This is a genomic window from Variovorax sp. RCC_210 (assembly GCF_041355175.1).
Taxonomy (GTDB): domain Bacteria; phylum Pseudomonadota; class Gammaproteobacteria; order Burkholderiales; family Burkholderiaceae_C; genus Variovorax.
Window position 1 is genome coordinate 55,248 of the sequence record NZ_JBFUPJ010000014.1, and the last position, 15,703, is coordinate 70,950.

The following is a 15,703-nucleotide window of genomic DNA, read 5'->3' on the forward strand; positions in this document are numbered from 1 at the left end:
TGGGGGCGCTGGGGGCGGAGGGGCAGTGGCGATGCTTCGCTATATTTTACGAAGCATAGCGAAGCGTTGCATTCCTGGCAGCGAAGCGCCTTGCGGCACGCTTGTTCCTCGGGGTCTTGTTCAGCGCCCGGCGGGCTTGCCGCGTTCCCGCGCGATGTGGCGGTAGACCGTGCTGCGGTGAACCCCCAGCCTGCGCGCAGCCTTGGCCACGTCGTGGTCGCAGGCTTTGAGCGCCTCGTCGATGGCGTGGCGCGTGATGGCCAGCAGGGGCTCGGACTGCGGCGGATGTGTGAAGGCAGCGGCTAAGTCGTGTGAGCGGTCGGCATGGTCGGCGTGCGCTGTGCATGCCGCGTGAGTCCCATGCAGGTGCGCCGGCAACGCCGCGGCCGTCACCGAGTCGCCGACGTCGGCCAGCGCCACCACGGCGCGCAGCGTGCTGCGCAGCTCCCGCACATTGCCTGGCCACCGGTAGACCGCCAGCACGGCCAGCGCATCGCGCTCCAGCCGCAGGTGCTTGGCCGCGCCGCCCGATTCCATGAACAACCGCTCTATCAGCGCATGCCTGTCGCTGCGCTGGCTCAACGATGGCAGCGCCACGGTAAAGCCCGCCACGCGGTACATCAGGTCGGCGCGGAACCGCCCCGCTTGCACCAGTGCCGGCAGGTGGCCGTGCGTGGCGCAGACCAGGTCGAAGTCCACCGCCACGCCCTGGCCGCCGCCCAGCGGCGTGACCACGCGCTCTTCGAGCACGCGCAGCAACCGTGTCTGCAGGGCCAGCGGAATCTCCGCGATCTCGTCGAGGAACAGCACGCCACCGTGCGCCTCGCGAATGCGGCCCGCCATGCCCTTGCGCCGTGCGCCGGTGAAGGCGCCCTCGTCGTAGCCGAACAGCTCCGACTCGATCAGCGTCTCGGGCAGCGAAGCGCAATCGACCGCCACGAAGGGCCCCGTGCTGCGCCGGCTCGCGGCATGCAACCTGCGCGAGAACACTTCCTTGCCGCTGCCGGTCTCGCCGTTCACCAGCACCGACACGCCTTCGTTCAGCACGCGCACGGCCTTGGCCAGCAGCGGCTGCACGTCGTCGGCCTCGGGGCCTGGATGCGAACCGGAAGTGCGCGCTTCGGCCGTTTGCATTGCCGGCTGGCGTGCGCTGCCCGGCGCGGTCGAGCGCTCCATCACCGTGGCAATCTGCCGTCCGCCCGGCAGCGTGAGCAGGCTGCGCCGGTGGGCCATGCGTGGCCAGTTCTCGCCGAGGAAGACTTCGGCGTCCAGGTCGAGCAGCCCGTTCCACGAGCGGCCGAAGAGCTCCAGCGCCACCCGGTTGGCGGCCACGATGCGCCCGCCCTCGATCACCATCAGCCCTTCGCGCGCGGTGCCGATCAACGCCGGCCGCGCATGAAAGCGCAGCACGTGCCCATTGGCCTCGGCCAGCAGCATGCGGTGCTCCACCTGCTGCGCCGCCATGCGCACCAGCCCCAGCGCATGCGGGTTCACACGCTGCGTTTCGCCCGAGATGTCGAGCGCGCCGGCCACCTCGCCGCGCCCGGTGAAGATGGGCGCCGCCGCGCAGCCCAGCGCGCCGTTCTGCGACAGGTAGTGTTCGCCGCCGAGCACCATCAGCGCCTCGCGCTCGGCAAGCGCGGTGCCGATGGCGTTGGTGCCGCGGTGGTCTTCCGACCATTCCACGCCGGGCTGCAGCGCGATGCGCTGGGCCTTGGGCAGGAAATCGGGGCTGCCGACCTCTTCAAGAATGAGTCCGCTGGCGTCCGACAGCACCACCACGCAGCCGTTGCCCACCGCATGCTCGGCCAGCCCGTCGAGCTCGGGCTGCGCGCAGGTCAGCAGGCGCATGGCCTGTTCGCGCCGTTCGCGCAGCAGGGCGAGCGCCATGGGTTCGGGGTCGATGGCGCGGTGGTCGACCGGGCGGCTGCGCTGCCACGAGCGGGAAATGTGCGGCGCGATCCAGGGGGCCGGGTCGCGGCCCTGCCTGAAGAACAGCTCGCGGGCCTGCTCCACTCCGACCGATGGCAACTGCGCTTCGCTCATGGGTGTCTCCGACGGGTTTTCGCCTTGTGCGACATCGTAGTCGCTGTGTTCGCGCATGCATGTCGCAGATTGCGAATGGAAACCCTGCGAAACCCGCCGCCACGGCCTGTTGCTGCGCGGAAGTTCTCAGGGAATGTCCCGATCCGCGCGGGTACGTGGCTTGCAAATGCCCATGCGGGACGCCGCATGTCGCGGTGCCACCAGCCTGCAAATGGAGACAAAGACATGGACATGCTCGAACCGGGCAAATTCGGTACCGCGGTGCCGTTCAAGAAGCGCTACGGCAACTACATCGGCGGCGAATGGGTCGCGCCGGTGGACAACCAGTACTTCGAGAACATCACGCCCGTCACCGGCAAGGTCTTCTGCGAGGTGCCGCGCTCGACCGCCGCCGACATCGACCGTGCGCTGGACGCTGCCCACAAGGCCAAGGCCGCCTGGGGGCGCACGTCGACCACCGAACGCGCCAACATCCTGAACAAGATCGCCGACCGCATGCAGGAAAACCTGGCGCTGCTGGCGGCCGCCGAGACCTGGGACAACGGCAAGCCCATCCGCGAGACCACCGCGGCCGACCTGCCGCTGGCCGTGGACCATTTCCGCTATTTCGCCTCGTGCATTCGCTCGCAGGAAGGCGGCATCAGCGAGATCGACCACGAGACCTTCGCGTACCACTTCCATGAACCGCTCGGCGTGGTCGGCCAGATCATTCCGTGGAACTTTCCCATCCTGATGGCCGTGTGGAAGCTGGCGCCCGCGCTGGCCGCCGGCAACTGCGTGGTGCTGAAGCCCGCGGAGCAAACGCCGGTGTCGATCCTGGTGCTGATGGAAATCATCGGCGACCTGCTGCCGCCGGGCGTGCTGAACGTGGTGAACGGCTTCGGCGTGGAGGCCGGCAAGCCGCTGGCGTCGAGCAACCGCATCGGCAAGATCGCCTTCACCGGCGAGACCACCACGGGCCGGCTCATTTCGCAGTACGCGAGCCAGAACCTGATTCCGGTCACGCTGGAGCTGGGCGGCAAGTCGCCCAACATCTTCTTCGAAGACGTGATGGACCGCGACGACGCCTTCTTCGACAAGGCGCTCGAAGGCTTCGCGATGTTCGCGCTGAACCAGGGCGAGGTGTGCACCTGCCCGTCGCGCGCGCTCATCCAGGAGTCGATCTACGACCGCTTCATGGAACGCGCGCTCAAGCGCGTGGCCGCCATCAAGCAGGGCAGCCCGCTGGACATGGCCACCATGATCGGCGCGCAGGCATCGAGCGAGCAGCTCGAGAAGATCCTGTCGTACCTCGACATCGGCAAGCAGGAAGGCGCCAAGGTGCTCATCGGCGGCGAACGCCAGAAGCTCGAAGGCGACCTGGCCGACGGCTACTACGTGCAGCCCACCGTGTTCAAGGGCCACAACAAGATGCGCATCTTCCAGGAAGAAATCTTCGGCCCCGTGGTGTCGGTCACCACCTTCAAGGACGAGGAAGAGGCGCTTTCCATCGCCAACGACACGCTCTACGGGCTGGGCGCCGGCGTGTGGAGCCGCGACATGAACCGCGCCTTCCGCATGGGCAAGGGCATCCAGGCGGGACGCGTGTGGACCAACTGCTATCACCACTACCCGGCGCATGCGGCCTTCGGTGGCTACAAGCAGTCGGGCATCGGGCGCGAGAACCACAAGATGATGCTCGACCACTACCAGCAGACCAAGAACCTGCTCGTGAGCTACAGCGAGAACAAGCTGGGCTTCTTCTGATGGCCGGCGAGGTCCTGCGCGTCACCGCGACCGAAGCCGCGATCGCGTTGATCGACAGGCTCGCCGCCAAGCATGGCCCGCTGATGTTCCATCAGTCGGGCGGCTGCTGCGACGGGAGCGCGCCCATGTGCTACGGCCGCGACGAGTTCATCGTCGGCGACTACGACAGGCTGCTGGGGCACATCGGCGGCATGCCGTTCTACATCAGCGGGCCGCAGTTCGAGTACTGGCAGCACACGCAGCTGATCATCGACGTGGTGCCGGGGCGCGGCGGCATGTTCTCGCTGGAAGGGCCGGAGGGCGTGCGGTTCCTGACGCGCTCGCGGCTGTTCACGGACGAGGAGTGGGCGGTGCTGGAGGCTGAAGAAGCGAAGTAGCGGCTGCTCGAACAGCAGTTGCTGAAGAGGCTGCGCGGCCGGGTGCCGCGCAGCCGCGTCACTTTCAAGTCGGGCGCGGACGCATGTGCCCTGCATGCGGCCATCGCGTTCTGCGAAGGGGCTGCTGCCGTCAAAGAAATTCCGTGTCGAACGATCTGGTCCTAGAGTCGGGCTTGCGCCCGAAGGACGGGGTCGCATGCCACCGGGTCGTGGCAAGCGCCGCCCCATCGGATCTCGACGACATCGCGCAACGGCACGCGTGCGCGACCACAAGGACCTCACCCCATGATCGATCACCTGGACCATCTCGTGCTCACCACCGCGCACGAAGACGCGTGCATCCGCTTCTACACCGACGTGCTCGGCATGGCGCTGGAGAGCTTCGGCGCCGGCCGCAAGGCCTTTCGCTTCGGCAACCAGAAGATCAACCTGCACGTGAAGGGCCACGAGTTCGAGCCCAAGGCGCAGCTGCCCACGCCGGGCTCGCTGGACCTGTGCTTCATTGCCAGCGTGCCGCTCGAAGCGGTCGTCGCTCGCTTGAAGGCGCACGAGGTGCCCGTGCTCGAAGGGCCGGTGATGCGCACGGGCGCGACGTCGCGCATTCGTTCGGTGTACGTGCGCGACCCGGACCAGAACCTGATCGAGATCTCGGAGCAGGCGCCCTGAAGGGGCTGACCGGTTGGAAGCACCGGGCGCTTGAAGAAATCGCCGGCAGGCGCGAAAAATTCACTGTGAAGAGGCACTTTCCGTAGCTCCGGCTTATGCAAGGCTCGCTTCGTTCTTCGAGCCCGCACTACGATCGCCGCCGTGCTTACAGCCCTGCGCCAATCCGACGGTTCCAAGATGGTCGCCCGCGATGCCCAGCGGGTCGACGCACCGTTCTCCTGCGCGGGCTGCGCAGCGGAAATGACGCTCAGAAAAGGCCCGATCCGCGTCCACCATTTCGCCCACAAGGCCCCGACCGCATGCCGCCTGTCGGTCGGTGAAACGGAGGACCACTTCCTCGTCAAGCTCGCCATCCACGATGCCTTGCGCGAAGAAGCCAACGTCGCCAACCTGGAGCTCGAAAGGCGCCTGCCTGGCGCGGTGGCCGATGTGTTCGCGGTCATCTCGGGCGTGCCCGTGGCCATCGAGGTGCAGCGCAGCGTGCTGGGCATTGCCGACGTTGCGGCGCGCACGGCCAACTACCACCGGCTGGGCATCGCGGTGGTCTGGGTGGCGCTGCCGGACGGCGAGCTCGGCTTCAGCAGGTACAGCCCCAGCGCCTGGGAGCGCTGGTGCCACGCGGCCTGCTTCGGGCGGGTGTATTACTGGGCGCAGGGCCAGTGGCTGCGGCCGGTGCACTACGCACCCGTGAGCCTGCACGTGCCGCAGCAGACGTGGCGCAAGGCGGGGCGCGACCTCAGCGCCGGTGGCTACGACCGGCGCTCCCGGCTTTGGGTGCGGCCGCACGCGGGCGAGCCGGTGTCGCTGTCGGCGCACTTCCAGCGCTGGGTGCGCCCGGCGTGGTCGGGCGGCAAGATGGTGGTGCCCGATTGCACGCTGTTCATCGACCGGCAACCGGCATGGTGGACGCAGGGCACCGACCCCTGTTGAGCGGCCGTCTCAGGCCTCGAGGCGCACGCCCGTCAACCGTTCGCTGAGCTGCCACAGCCGCTCGGCCAGCGCGGGGTCGATGGCCTAGGCACGCACGCCGGTCGTTGCCGGATGGTCGGCGGGCACGATGGGCGCCACGTCGACGTTCTCGCAGTACACGCCGCCGATGCCGTCGAGCTGCGTGCTCGCCGCGCACCACACGGAGGTGGCCGAGCCCTGCGCCACGGTCTTGAAGTCTCCACCCTCGGCCGCGGACTGGCCCGGCGGCAGGCGGTCGGGGTCCGCGCGGGTCATGTTGAAGCGCCTGGCCAGATCGTCGTCTGGAATGTGGCGCGCGAGGTCGGTGAGGATGGAGCCGGGGTGCACCGAAAACGCGCGCACGCCGTGGGCCTCGCCGCGCGCGTCCAGGCCCACGGCGAACAGCGCGTTGGCCGTCTTCGACTGCCCGTAGGCCAGCCATGGGTCGTAGGGCCGGCGCTCGAAATCGGGGTCTTCGAAATCGATGCCCGTGATGCGGTGCCCGCGCGACGACACCGACACCACCCGCGCCCCATGGGCTTGCCGCAGCGCCGGCCACAGCCGCGCCGTGAGCCGAAAGTGCCCCAGGTGGTTCGACGAGAACTGCGACTCGTGGCCTTGCGCATCGCGTGACAACGGCGCGGCCATCACGCCGGCGCTGTTCACCAGGATGTCGAGCGCGCGGCCGCTGGCCAGGAAGGCTTCGGCAAAGGCGTCGATGGAGGCCGGGTCCATCAGGTCGATGGCGCCGAGCGTGGCGCCGTCGATGCCCGCGAGCGCGGCGCGAGCCTTGTCCGCACTGCGTGCGGGCACGAGCACATGGGCGCCCGCGCCGGCCAGCACGCGCACTGTTTCGAGCCCGAGGCCGGAGTAGCCACCGGTCACGAGGGCGGTCTTGCCGCGCAGGTCGCGCCCGCCCAGGGCCTCTTGCGCGGTGGTGGTCGGGCCGAAGCCGGAGGGCAGGGGTTTTTGATGCGGTGAGAAGGTCATGCAGGCGATGGTGGCTTGTGCGGCGCCGTCAATCCATGCAAGATTCGCCGCATTTCATGCGCGATGCTCTGGAGTTGACGCCCCCATCGACCCGTTTTCCGATGTGCTCGCGCTGCTGAACCCGAAGGGTTTTCTCTCCGCGCGGCTGTCTGCCGGCGGCGACTGGGCGCTGCGCTTCAACGGCTACGAAGGCGTGAAGTTCAACGCCGTGCTGCAGGGCCGTTGCTGGTTGGCGGTGGAGGGTGTGGAACATCCCGTCGCGCTGCAGGCCGGCGACTGCTACCTGCTGACCGACGGCCGGCACTACCGCCTGGCGAGCGACCTGGCGCTGCCCACGGAAGAAGCGGCGCCGTATTTCGCACGCGCCACCGGCGGCGTCGCGCAGGTGGGCGACACCGCCGACGTGATGCTCATGGGCGGGCGCTTCGCGTTCGACGAGGCCCATGCCGCGATGCTGCTCGACGCGCTGCCGCCGGTGGTGCACGTGCCTGCTGCATCGGCGCACGCAGGGGTCATCCAGTGGGTGCTCGCGCGGCTGGCCGACGAGGTGTCGCAGCCGGCCATGGGCGCCACGCTGATGGCTGACCACCTGGCGCACATATTGTTCGTGCAGGCCTTGCGCGCGCATGCGGCGTCGGGTGGTGCGCAGGCGGTGGGCTGGCTCGGTGCGCTGTCGGAGCCGCGGCTCGCCAAGGCGCTGGGGCTGATGCACGGCGCGCCCGCGCAGCGATGGACGGTGGACGCACTCGCGAGCGCGGCGGGCATGTCGCGCTCGACCTTCGCCGGGCACTTCAAGTCCGCCGTGGGCGTGGCGCCGCTCGACTATCTGCTGCGCTGGCGCATGCGGCTCGCGGCGCGCGAACTGCGCGGCGGGCGCAAGACCGTTTCCGCGGTGGCGCTGTCGCTGGGCTACGAATCGGAGAGCGCTTTCAGCCACGCGTTCAAGCGCGTGATGGGTGCCGCGCCGATGCACTTCAAGAGCGCAGCGGCACGTGCGCCGGCGCAGCCTACAGCTTGACGTTGATGATCGAAAGAATGATGGCCGACAGCGTGAGCGCGACCGGCAGCTTCTGCACGGCCAGCGCGTGGGCGCGCGCGACCGTCACTTGCGTTTGCAGCAGCAGGCTCTTTTCGGAATGAAGGGATGTGGACATGGCAGGCTCCTTGAACGATGTGCGGGCGGCTTGCCCGCATGCCTCCAAAGATAGGCCTCAATGCGCCCGATGAAGCGCAGGTTTCGCGGACGCGGCGTTTCCGTTTTTGCAACGATGCGGCGCGGCATCGCCGGCTCGCGTGCCGAGCTTCAGCCGCCTTTCAATCGTGGTCGGTGGAGGCCGACACGGCTTCCCACGCGTCGATCTCCTCGCTCATCGACGCGAGCTTGGCGCGCACCAGCGCGAGCGCGTCCTTGCCCAGCAGCAGGTGCACCGGCGGCTTCTCGGCCGCGATCACTTTCAGCAGGGCCTGCGCGGCCTTGGCCGGGTCGCCGGCCTGCCGGCCGTCCTTGGCCTGGCGTGCTTCGCGAATGGGGTCGAACACGGTGTCGTAGTCGCTCACGCGCCGCTCGGCGCGCACCATCGAGCGGCCCGCCCAGTCGGTGCGGAACGACCCCGGCGCGATCGCCGTCACATGCACGCCGAAGGCCGCGACCTCCTTGGCCAGCACTTCGGAGATGCCTTCGAGCGCGAACTTGCTGCCGCAGTAGTACGCAATGCCCGGCATGGTGATGAAGCCGCCCATCGAGGTGATGTTGACGATATGCCCGCTGCGCCGCTCGCGCATGGCGGGCAGCACGGCCTTGGTCATGGCGACCGCGCCGAACACGTTGACGTCGAACTGGTGGCGCATGTCGGCCAGGCTCGATTCCTCGAGCGTGCCTTCGTGCCCGTAGCCCGCGTTGTTGACCAGCACGTCGATTTGGCCGACCTTGCGAAGAACGCCTGCCAGGGCGGGTTCGATGGCGGCGCTGTCGGTCACGTCGAGCACCACGGCGTGGGCGCGGCCGGGCGCCTGCGCCTGGAAGTCGGCGCATGCGCCTGCGTCGCGCAGCGTGCCGACGACGGTGTGGCCCGCCGCGAGCGCGGCGCTTGCGAAGGCGCGGCCGAAGCCCGAGCTGACGCCGGTGATGAGAAGGGTCTTGGGGGCGAATGCGGTCATGGCGAAGTCCTGTGAGTGAGTGCCATGAATGCTAGGTTTGGGCCGCCGGAACGTGAATATCCGGCCCTCTGCGGTGCTTGCCTGAAACTATGAGCGAGCAGACATTCCGGCCAGCCCATGGCACATTGCCATGCCCAACCTCATCTGACCAGAACCCGTGACCTCCCGCCCCGCATCCGAGCCGAGCGTGCAGCAGCGCACGCTCGCGCTGCTGGCCCGACTGGCCCCGCTCGACGGCTACAACCCGACGCCGCTGCCCGACGTGCGCCTGCTGCGCGCCAACCGGCCGCTGGCGCGCGCGCCGGTGCTGTACGAGCCGGGCATCGTCATCGTCTGCCAGGGGCGCAAGCGCGGCTTCTTCGGCGGCGAGGTGTACCTGTACGACGCGCAGCACTACCTGGCGGTGGCGGTGCCCGTGCCCTTCACCATGGAGACGGACGCCAGCGAGAAGGAGCCGCTGCTGGCCATCTACCTGCGGCTCGATTTCAGCGTGGCCGCGGAGCTGATGCTGCGGCTGGACGAGTTCGACGATGGCGGTGCGAACGCCGTGCGAGCGAAGTCAAGCGCCAAAGCAAAGGCGATGGTGTCCACGCCCATGGACGCGCGGCTCGCACTCTCGGTGCTGCGGCTGCTGGAGGCGCTGGCGTCGCCGCTGGAGGCCGGCGTCCTCGGGCCCTCGCTGGTGCGCGAGCTCTACTTTCGCGTGCTGGGCGGCGAGCAGGGCGCGGTGCTGCGCACGGCGCTCGCGCGGCAGGGCCACTTCGGCAAGGTGGGCAAGGCGATCCGCCGCATCCACGCGGCCTTCCACGACGCGCTGGACATCGACCTGCTGGCACGCGAGGCCGGCATGAGCGCGCCGTCGCTGCATGCGCATTTCAAGACCGTGACGGGCACCTCGCCCATGCAGTACCTGAAGTCGACCCGCCTGCACCAGGCCCGGCTGCTGATGTTGCGCGACGGCATGACGGCGGCGGCCGCCTGCGACCGGGTGGGCTACGAGAGCCCCTCGCAGTTCAGCCGGGAGTTCAAGCGGCTGTTCGGCCTGAGCCCGGTGGAGGAGGTGGCGCGCATGAAGAAGGCCTTTGCGCTGCCGTACCCCGGGCCGTCGTCGGCATTCGTCAGCTCGCACTGAAAACGGCGGGGCGTGCCACCGCTCATTCCGCAATCAATCCGCGATCATCCCGCGATCAGCTTCTGCACCAGCTCCGCCGTCGTCGCCGCCGCGTACTTGCGCATCAGCCGCGCCCGGTGCAGCTCCACCGTGCGGTGGCTGATGCCCAGCGCCTTGCCGATTTCTTTCGACGTGAGCCCGCGCATCACCTGCGCGGCCACCTCGCGCTCGCGCGGCGTGAGCTCGGCCTTCACGGCGCGGCGCGAACCCAGGTCCTCGAAGGTCCAGATGCCGGCCTCGTGCGGCGCCGCACGGTTCATGGCGTGGCCGGTCACGTGGCACCAGAAGGTCTCGCCCGCGATGGCGCCGTGCAGCCCGCCCAGCCGCTTCATCATGCGGTTGTCGGCGTAGTGCCCGCTGGCATTCAGAAAGGGCTCCATGCGCTTGCCGATGCGCTCGAACTCGGCCACGCTGGGGTACAGGATGCTGAACGAATGCCCCACCAGCGCCGGGGGCGTTGCACCGAAGATTTCGCACACGCGCAGGTTGCAGGCGACGATGGTGCGGTTGCTCGAGACGACCATGCCGACCGGCGCGTGTTCAAAAGCCAACCGGTAATCGATCTCGGGCATCGGGGGTCACCATTACGAAATACTACGTATGCGGGTACGTAGTATCGTTCAGGGCTTTCCCACCCACTCTCCATTCATCCATCAAGGAGCCCGAGTGAACAAGATCTATCCCTCCGCAGACGCGGCACTCAAGGGAGTCGTGGCCGACGGGCAGATGCTCGCGGTCGGCGGCTTCGGCCTTTGCGGCATTCCCGAGGCGCTGATCGACGCGCTGAAGGACAGCGGCGTGCAGAACCTCACCGTGGTGTCGAACAACGCCGGCGTCGACGGCTTCGGCCTCGGCAAGCTGCTCGAAACGCGGCAGATCAAGAAGATGGTCGCCTCCTACGTGGGCGAGAACAAGGAGTTCGAGCGCCAGTACCTGGCCGGCGAACTCGCGCTCGAATTCACGCCCCAGGGCACGCTGGCCGAGAAGCTGCGCGCCGGCGGCGCGGGCATTCCGGCCTTCTTCACCAAGACCGGCGTGGGCACGCAAGTGGCCGAAGGCAAGGAGCTGCGCGAGTTCAACGGCGAGACCTACGTGATGGAGCATTCGCTGGTGCCCGACGTGGCGCTGGTGAAGGCCGACGTGGCCGACAAGTCGGGCAACCTGCGCTTCCGCCTCACGGCGCGCAACTTCAACCCGGCCGCCGCCATGGCCGGCAAGGTCTGCATCGTCGAGGTCGAGAAGATCGTCGAAGTGGGCGAGCTGGCCCCCGACGACATTCACCTGCCGGGCATCTACGTGCACCGCATCGTGCTCAACGCCAACCCCGAGAAGCGCATCGAGAAGCGCACCGTGAGCGCGGCCGCGCCGGTGGACGCCGCCGCCGCCAAGGTCGAGGCCCAGGCCGTGATCGCGCAGGCCGCCGCCACCTCCGACGTGCCCGTGCCGACGGTGCCCGCCAACAAGAAAGAAGGAGCCTGAGATGCCCTGGACCCAAGACCAGATGGCGGCCCGTGCCGCACAAGAACTCGAAGACGGCTTCTACGTCAACCTGGGCATCGGCATTCCGACGCTGGTGGCCAACCACACCGGCACGAAGGAAGTGTGGCTGCAGAGCGAGAACGGCATGCTCGGCATCGGCCCCTTCCCTACCGAAGACAACGTCGACGCCGACCTGATCAACGCCGGCAAGCAGACCGTCACCACGCTGCCCGGCTCGGCCATCTTCGGCAGCCATGACAGCTTCGCGATGATTCGCGGCGGCAAGATCAACCTGTCGATCCTGGGCGCGATGCAAGTCAGCGCGAAGGGCGATCTGGCCAACTGGATGATCCCCGGCAAGATGGTCAAGGGCATGGGCGGCGCCATGGACCTGGTGGCCGGCGTGAAGCGCGTGATCGTGCTGATGGAACACGTGGCCAAGAAGAAGGACGGCACCGAGGACCTGAAGATCCTCGAGGCCTGCACACTGCCGCTGACCGGCGTGGGCGTGGTCGACCGCATCATCACCGACCTGGCCGTGATGGACGTGGTGCCCGAGGGCCTGAAGGTCGTCGAGCTGGCACCGGGCGTGAGCTTCGACGCGCTGCAGGCCAAGACCGGCGCCAAGCTGATCCAGTAAGGCAGCGAACGCGCACACCACCAAGGGCAGGGCCGCGAAAGCGGGCCCTGCTTTTTTGTTTGCACTATCTGCATTGCCTGGAGAAACGACATGAACGCGAGCGAAGTCCTGGCCGGTATCTGGCGGCAGGCGGGGTTGCCGAACGACGCATTGGCCTGCGCCCATCTCACGGGCGCCGACCCGGTGCTGCCGTCGTCCTTCGCGGTCGGCACCGCGGCGCAGAGCACCATCGCGGCGGCCGCGCTCGCGGCCTGCGAGCTGGGGCATTTGCGCGGCACGGCGCGCCAGCAGGTCGGCGTCGACATGCGACACGCGGCGCTCGACTGCTGCGGCTGGTTCAGCCTCGACGGGCGCGTGCCGGCGCAGTGGGAGGCCTTCTCGGGCCTGTACTGCTGCGCCGACGGCTGGGTGCGCGTTCATGCCAACTTCGCGCACCACCGCGACGGCGCGTTGCGGCTGATGAAGCTGGACCCCGCCACGGCCACCCGCGCCGATGCCGATGCCGCGATGGCCCTCTGGCGCGCGCACGACTTCGAAGACGCCGCCGCCGCGCAAGGCCTGGTGGCCACCGCGCTGCGCAGCTTCGACGCGTGGGACGCCACGCCGCAGGCGCAGGCCATTGCCGCGCAACCGCTTTTCACCATCGAGCGCATCGGCGACGGCGCTCCACTCGCGCTGCCGCCGCTGCGCGAAGACCAGCGCCCCCTGACCGGCGTGCGCGTGCTCGACCTCACGCGAATCCTCGCCGGGCCTGTCGGCGGCCGCGCGCTCGCCGCCTATGGCGCCGACGTGATGCTCGTCAATTCGCCGCACCTGCCGAACATCGAGTCCATCGCCGACACCAGCCGCGGCAAGCTGTCGGCGCACGCTGACCTGCGCACGGAAGAAGGCCGCGCCGCGCTGCGCCGGCTCGCGGCCGACGCGCATGTCTTCGTGCAAGGCTACCGGCCGGGCGGCGTGGCGTCGCTGGGTTTCGGTGCGGCCGAACTGGTGCGGCTGCGGCCCGGCATCGTGTGCGTGTCGCTCACCGCCTACGGCACGCAGGGGCCCTGGGCGAACCGGCGCGGCTTCGATTCGCTGGTGCAGACGGCCATGGGCTTCAACCAGGCGGAAGGCGAAGCGGCCGGCGACGGCAAGCCCAGGCCGCTGCCGATGCAGATCCTCGACGAGGCCACGGGCTACCTCATCGCCTTCGGCGCCGCAGCCGCGCTGTGGCGCCAGCAGCGCGAAGGCGGCAGCTGGCATGTGCAGGTGTCGCTGGCGCAAACGGGGCAGTGGCTGCGCGGGCTGGGGCGCGTGCCGGGCGGGTTGTCCATCGCCAAGCCCGACCTGCAGCCGTACGTCGAAACCGGGCCCTCGGGCTTCGGTGAACTGGCCGCGCTGCGCCACGCCGCGCAGCTGTCTCGCACGCCCGCCGCCTGGCCGCGACCGTCGATGCCGCCGGGCAGCCACGCGCTGGTGTGGCCAGGTCATCCGACGGAATGAGAAACTGGGCGCATGCCCTATCTAGACACCGACAACCTGAACGCCATCTTCCTGGACGACGAGGCGCTGCGCGCCCATCACCTGCAACGCCAGCCCTGCGGCACGCTGAGCATCACCAGTGGCCGCATCGTGGCCTGCGACCCGCTGGTGCAGCCCGAGCGCCAACCCTTCGCGCGTGAGCTGCAGGCGCGCGGCGCCTTCGCGGTCGAAACGCTGCACGACAGCGGCCGCATCGCGCTGGCCGTGCTGTGGCTGCGCGAGCGCGCGGCCGTGCGCGCCGCCGACCTGCGCTGGGAGATGGCGCTGATCGATGGCGAGTCGCCTGACACGCTGGGCGACGACGAGTTCTACGGCTACCCGGTGGACGCGGGTGTCGGCTGCTTCATGGACATCGACGGCGCGGCCGCCATGGCCGAGCGCGACAGGCGCGAAGCCGAGAACCCCGACTACGTCAGCTACTACGACGACGTGATCGCCGGCGAGATGGGCGACGCCGACACCGCCGACCACTGGCCGCTGGGCCCGGGCTCGGCGAACAACACCGTGATCTTCCGCTCCGGCTGGGGCGACGGCAGCTACCCCAGCTTCTGGGCGCTCGACGCAGCGGGCGAGCCCGTGGCGCTGGTGACCGACTTCATGACCATCACCGGCGGCGACGCGCGCGACGAGAACGACAAGCGCGGCGATGCCTACAAGGCCTGCCTGTCGCCGGAGAAGCTCGCGGCGCTCGAGGCGCTGGGCGCGGCGGCGGTGAGCGGCGACGCGGCCGCCATCGGTCCGCTGCTGGCGGGGGGCGTTGCCGGCGCGAACGAGATCGTTCCATCGCTCGGCGAAACCGCGCTGATGAGCGCCATTCGCATGAACCGGCTCGACGCGCTGCGCGCGCTGCTGGGCGGCGTGTCGGGCCTGCCGATGCCGCCGCAGCTCTACACGGGGGACGACGAAGAAAGCTACCTCGCGTATGCGCGGCGGCTCAGGAAGCCGCGCGTCGAGGGGCTGGTCGAGCTGCTGGAGAAAGCGTCGGCGCCGGTTGCGAAGCCTGGGCTTTTGAAGCGACTGTTTTCCTGAGCGTTGCTGTCAGAGGCCGTAGAGCGCGACGATGAGCCAGAAGGTCGCATAGAGCGCAACTGCCGCGGCCATCAGCATGGCGAGCACAAAAATCGCGAAACGCGCGCTGCGTTCGAGCAGCCGCGCGGCGTGCGGAACGCGGCGCCAGTAGATCCACGCGGCCCAGGCGACGAGCGCCATCGCCGCAACCTCGACACCATGCTTCGCGAGCGACAGGGTCCCACGGCGGTCCAGGTCGGTAAGAAGAACGCTGAGCACCGGGATCGATGCCGTCCATGCGAGGACATGGACCGCCAGGCGAGCCTTGATGCTCATCGAATGGCCTCGCCCTTGAAGAAGTGACCGGGCATCGGATTTTCCCAGCCGGGGGCCTGGAAGCCCGGCGTCGATATGGACGGCGCGTATCCCATGACGCTCGAAAGAAGGCCTGCCACATACGAGCTGCTGTTGTATTCGCCGGAGCGCATCCGCGATCCACGGATGTTCTTCGGTGCGCTGTAAGGCGCAACGTAGCTCACGAACTTCTGCGAGTTGGCGACGATCTGGCGTGCGAACTCCCGTTGGCTCATGCCTGCCGGGGCGTGAAGAGGAATGCGAACCCTGACGCCGCCAGGCGTCAAGTTTTCATATCGATTGGTTCTGATCAGCGCCATGTTTCGAAGTCCGGTCTCCCAAAGGCTCGGTTGGCCGTCGAGCACGATGATGCCGTTGTAGGCGTCGTCGACGATGATCGAAAAATGTAGGTCTGGCGGATCGGGCCAACTGACGTACCCGACCGGACCCGCTGCGATTCGCCCGTAGAGGGTGACGTTGGGTTCCGAGTGCTGCGCGTGTGCGATCGTGGTCGGGCCAGCGCTCATGGCAGTCGAGCTGCCGGGTGTCGTGGCAGTCTTGCGGATGGTGTTCTTTTGAACTGTCATTTTTCTCTCC

Annotated in this window: 17 protein-coding genes; 10 read left to right on the plus strand and 7 right to left on the minus strand. The window is 68.6% G+C overall.

Annotated features, from left to right (window positions below):
• Window positions 1–120 precede the first annotated feature (120 nt).
• Window positions 121–2,046 carry a sigma-54-dependent Fis family transcriptional regulator gene (locus AB6807_RS29970; protein ID WP_371087411.1) on the minus strand — a complete coding sequence of 642 codons (1,926 nt, stop codon included), beginning with the start codon at window positions 2,044–2,046 and terminating at the stop codon, window positions 121–123.
• 225 nt (window positions 2,047–2,271) lie between these two features.
• Here AB6807_RS29970 and adh point away from each other — a divergent pair, with 225 nt between their 5' ends.
• From adh to AB6807_RS29990, 4 genes are all read left to right on the plus strand, one after another.
• On the plus strand, window positions 2,272–3,792 hold the full coding sequence (gene adh / locus AB6807_RS29975; protein ID WP_371087412.1) for an aldehyde dehydrogenase: 1,521 nt from the start codon (window positions 2,272–2,274) through the stop codon (window positions 3,790–3,792).
• Window positions 3,792–4,169 (plus strand): DUF779 domain-containing protein, encoded by a 378-nt coding sequence (locus AB6807_RS29980; protein ID WP_371087413.1) that lies wholly within the window; start codon window positions 3,792–3,794, stop codon window positions 4,167–4,169. Before adh ends, AB6807_RS29980 begins: the two co-directional genes overlap by 1 nt.
• A gap of 285 nt (window positions 4,170–4,454) precedes the next feature.
• Window positions 4,455–4,835 (plus strand): VOC family protein, encoded by a 381-nt coding sequence (locus AB6807_RS29985; protein ID WP_371087414.1) that lies wholly within the window; start codon window positions 4,455–4,457, stop codon window positions 4,833–4,835.
• A gap of 177 nt (window positions 4,836–5,012) precedes the next feature.
• Window positions 5,013–5,765 (plus strand): competence protein CoiA, encoded by a 753-nt coding sequence (locus tag AB6807_RS29990; RefSeq protein WP_371087415.1) that lies wholly within the window; start codon window positions 5,013–5,015, stop codon window positions 5,763–5,765.
• A gap of 84 nt (window positions 5,766–5,849) precedes the next feature.
• Here AB6807_RS29990 and AB6807_RS29995 read toward each other — a convergent pair whose 3' ends face one another.
• Entirely contained in the window at window positions 5,850–6,773 is a 924-nt protein-coding gene (locus tag AB6807_RS29995; RefSeq protein WP_371087416.1) for an SDR family NAD(P)-dependent oxidoreductase, read from the minus strand.
• Between the two features lie 7 nt (window positions 6,774–6,780).
• Between AB6807_RS29995 and AB6807_RS30000 the strand changes: the two genes are divergently transcribed.
• Window positions 6,781–7,791 (plus strand): AraC family transcriptional regulator, encoded by a 1,011-nt coding sequence (locus AB6807_RS30000; protein ID WP_371087556.1) that lies wholly within the window; start codon window positions 6,781–6,783, stop codon window positions 7,789–7,791.
• On the opposite strand, the gene AB6807_RS30005 is transcribed toward AB6807_RS30000, so the two are convergent.
• Window positions 7,781–7,927 (minus strand): hypothetical protein, encoded by a 147-nt coding sequence (locus AB6807_RS30005; protein ID WP_371087417.1) that lies wholly within the window; start codon window positions 7,925–7,927, stop codon window positions 7,781–7,783. The two genes, AB6807_RS30000 and AB6807_RS30005, sit on opposite strands and share 11 nt — an antisense overlap.
• A 160-nt stretch (window positions 7,928–8,087) precedes the next feature.
• Window positions 8,088–8,930 carry an oxidoreductase gene (locus AB6807_RS30010; RefSeq protein ID WP_371087418.1) on the minus strand — a complete coding sequence of 281 codons (843 nt, stop codon included), beginning with the start codon at window positions 8,928–8,930 and terminating at the stop codon, window positions 8,088–8,090.
• 157 nt (window positions 8,931–9,087) lie between these two features.
• Between AB6807_RS30010 and AB6807_RS30015 the strand changes: the two genes are divergently transcribed.
• Window positions 9,088–10,062: an AraC family transcriptional regulator N-terminal domain-containing protein gene (locus tag AB6807_RS30015; RefSeq protein ID WP_371087419.1), complete on the plus strand. Its 975-nt coding sequence runs from the start codon at window positions 9,088–9,090 to the stop codon at window positions 10,060–10,062.
• Between the two features lie 44 nt (window positions 10,063–10,106).
• Here the strand turns inward: AB6807_RS30015 and AB6807_RS30020 are convergent, their stop codons facing one another.
• On the minus strand, window positions 10,107–10,673 hold the full coding sequence (locus AB6807_RS30020) for a LuxR C-terminal-related transcriptional regulator (protein WP_116912055.1): 567 nt from the start codon (window positions 10,671–10,673) through the stop codon (window positions 10,107–10,109).
• A 94-nt stretch (window positions 10,674–10,767) separates the two neighbouring features.
• Between AB6807_RS30020 and AB6807_RS30025 the strand changes: the two genes are divergently transcribed.
• The 4 genes from AB6807_RS30025 to AB6807_RS30040 all read left to right on the plus strand — a co-directional run bounded on the left by AB6807_RS30025 (window position 10,768) and on the right by AB6807_RS30040 (window position 14,773).
• A complete protein-coding gene (locus AB6807_RS30025; protein ID WP_116912054.1) occupies window positions 10,768–11,580 on the plus strand; it encodes a CoA transferase subunit A in 813 nt (270 codons plus the stop codon).
• A gap of 1 nt (window position 11,581) precedes the next feature.
• Complete coding sequence (locus tag AB6807_RS30030; protein ID WP_116912053.1) at window positions 11,582–12,220, plus strand: 3-oxoacid CoA-transferase subunit B; 639 nt, start codon at window positions 11,582–11,584, stop codon at window positions 12,218–12,220.
• A 90-nt stretch (window positions 12,221–12,310) separates the two neighbouring features.
• Window positions 12,311–13,705, plus strand: coding sequence for a CoA transferase (locus tag AB6807_RS30035; protein WP_371087420.1), 1,395 nt, complete (start codon window positions 12,311–12,313; stop codon window positions 13,703–13,705).
• A gap of 12 nt (window positions 13,706–13,717) precedes the next feature.
• Window positions 13,718–14,773, plus strand: coding sequence for a DUF4241 domain-containing protein (locus AB6807_RS30040; protein ID WP_371087421.1), 1,056 nt, complete (start codon window positions 13,718–13,720; stop codon window positions 14,771–14,773).
• A 9-nt stretch (window positions 14,774–14,782) separates the two neighbouring features.
• On the opposite strand, the gene AB6807_RS30045 is transcribed toward AB6807_RS30040, so the two are convergent.
• Window positions 14,783–15,088 (minus strand): hypothetical protein, encoded by a 306-nt coding sequence (locus AB6807_RS30045; RefSeq protein ID WP_371087422.1) that lies wholly within the window; start codon window positions 15,086–15,088, stop codon window positions 14,783–14,785.
• Window positions 15,085–15,693 carry a hypothetical protein gene (locus AB6807_RS30050; RefSeq protein ID WP_371087423.1) on the minus strand — a complete coding sequence of 203 codons (609 nt, stop codon included), beginning with the start codon at window positions 15,691–15,693 and terminating at the stop codon, window positions 15,085–15,087. Before AB6807_RS30050 ends, AB6807_RS30045 begins: the two co-directional genes overlap by 4 nt.
• Window positions 15,694–15,703 lie beyond the last annotated feature (10 nt).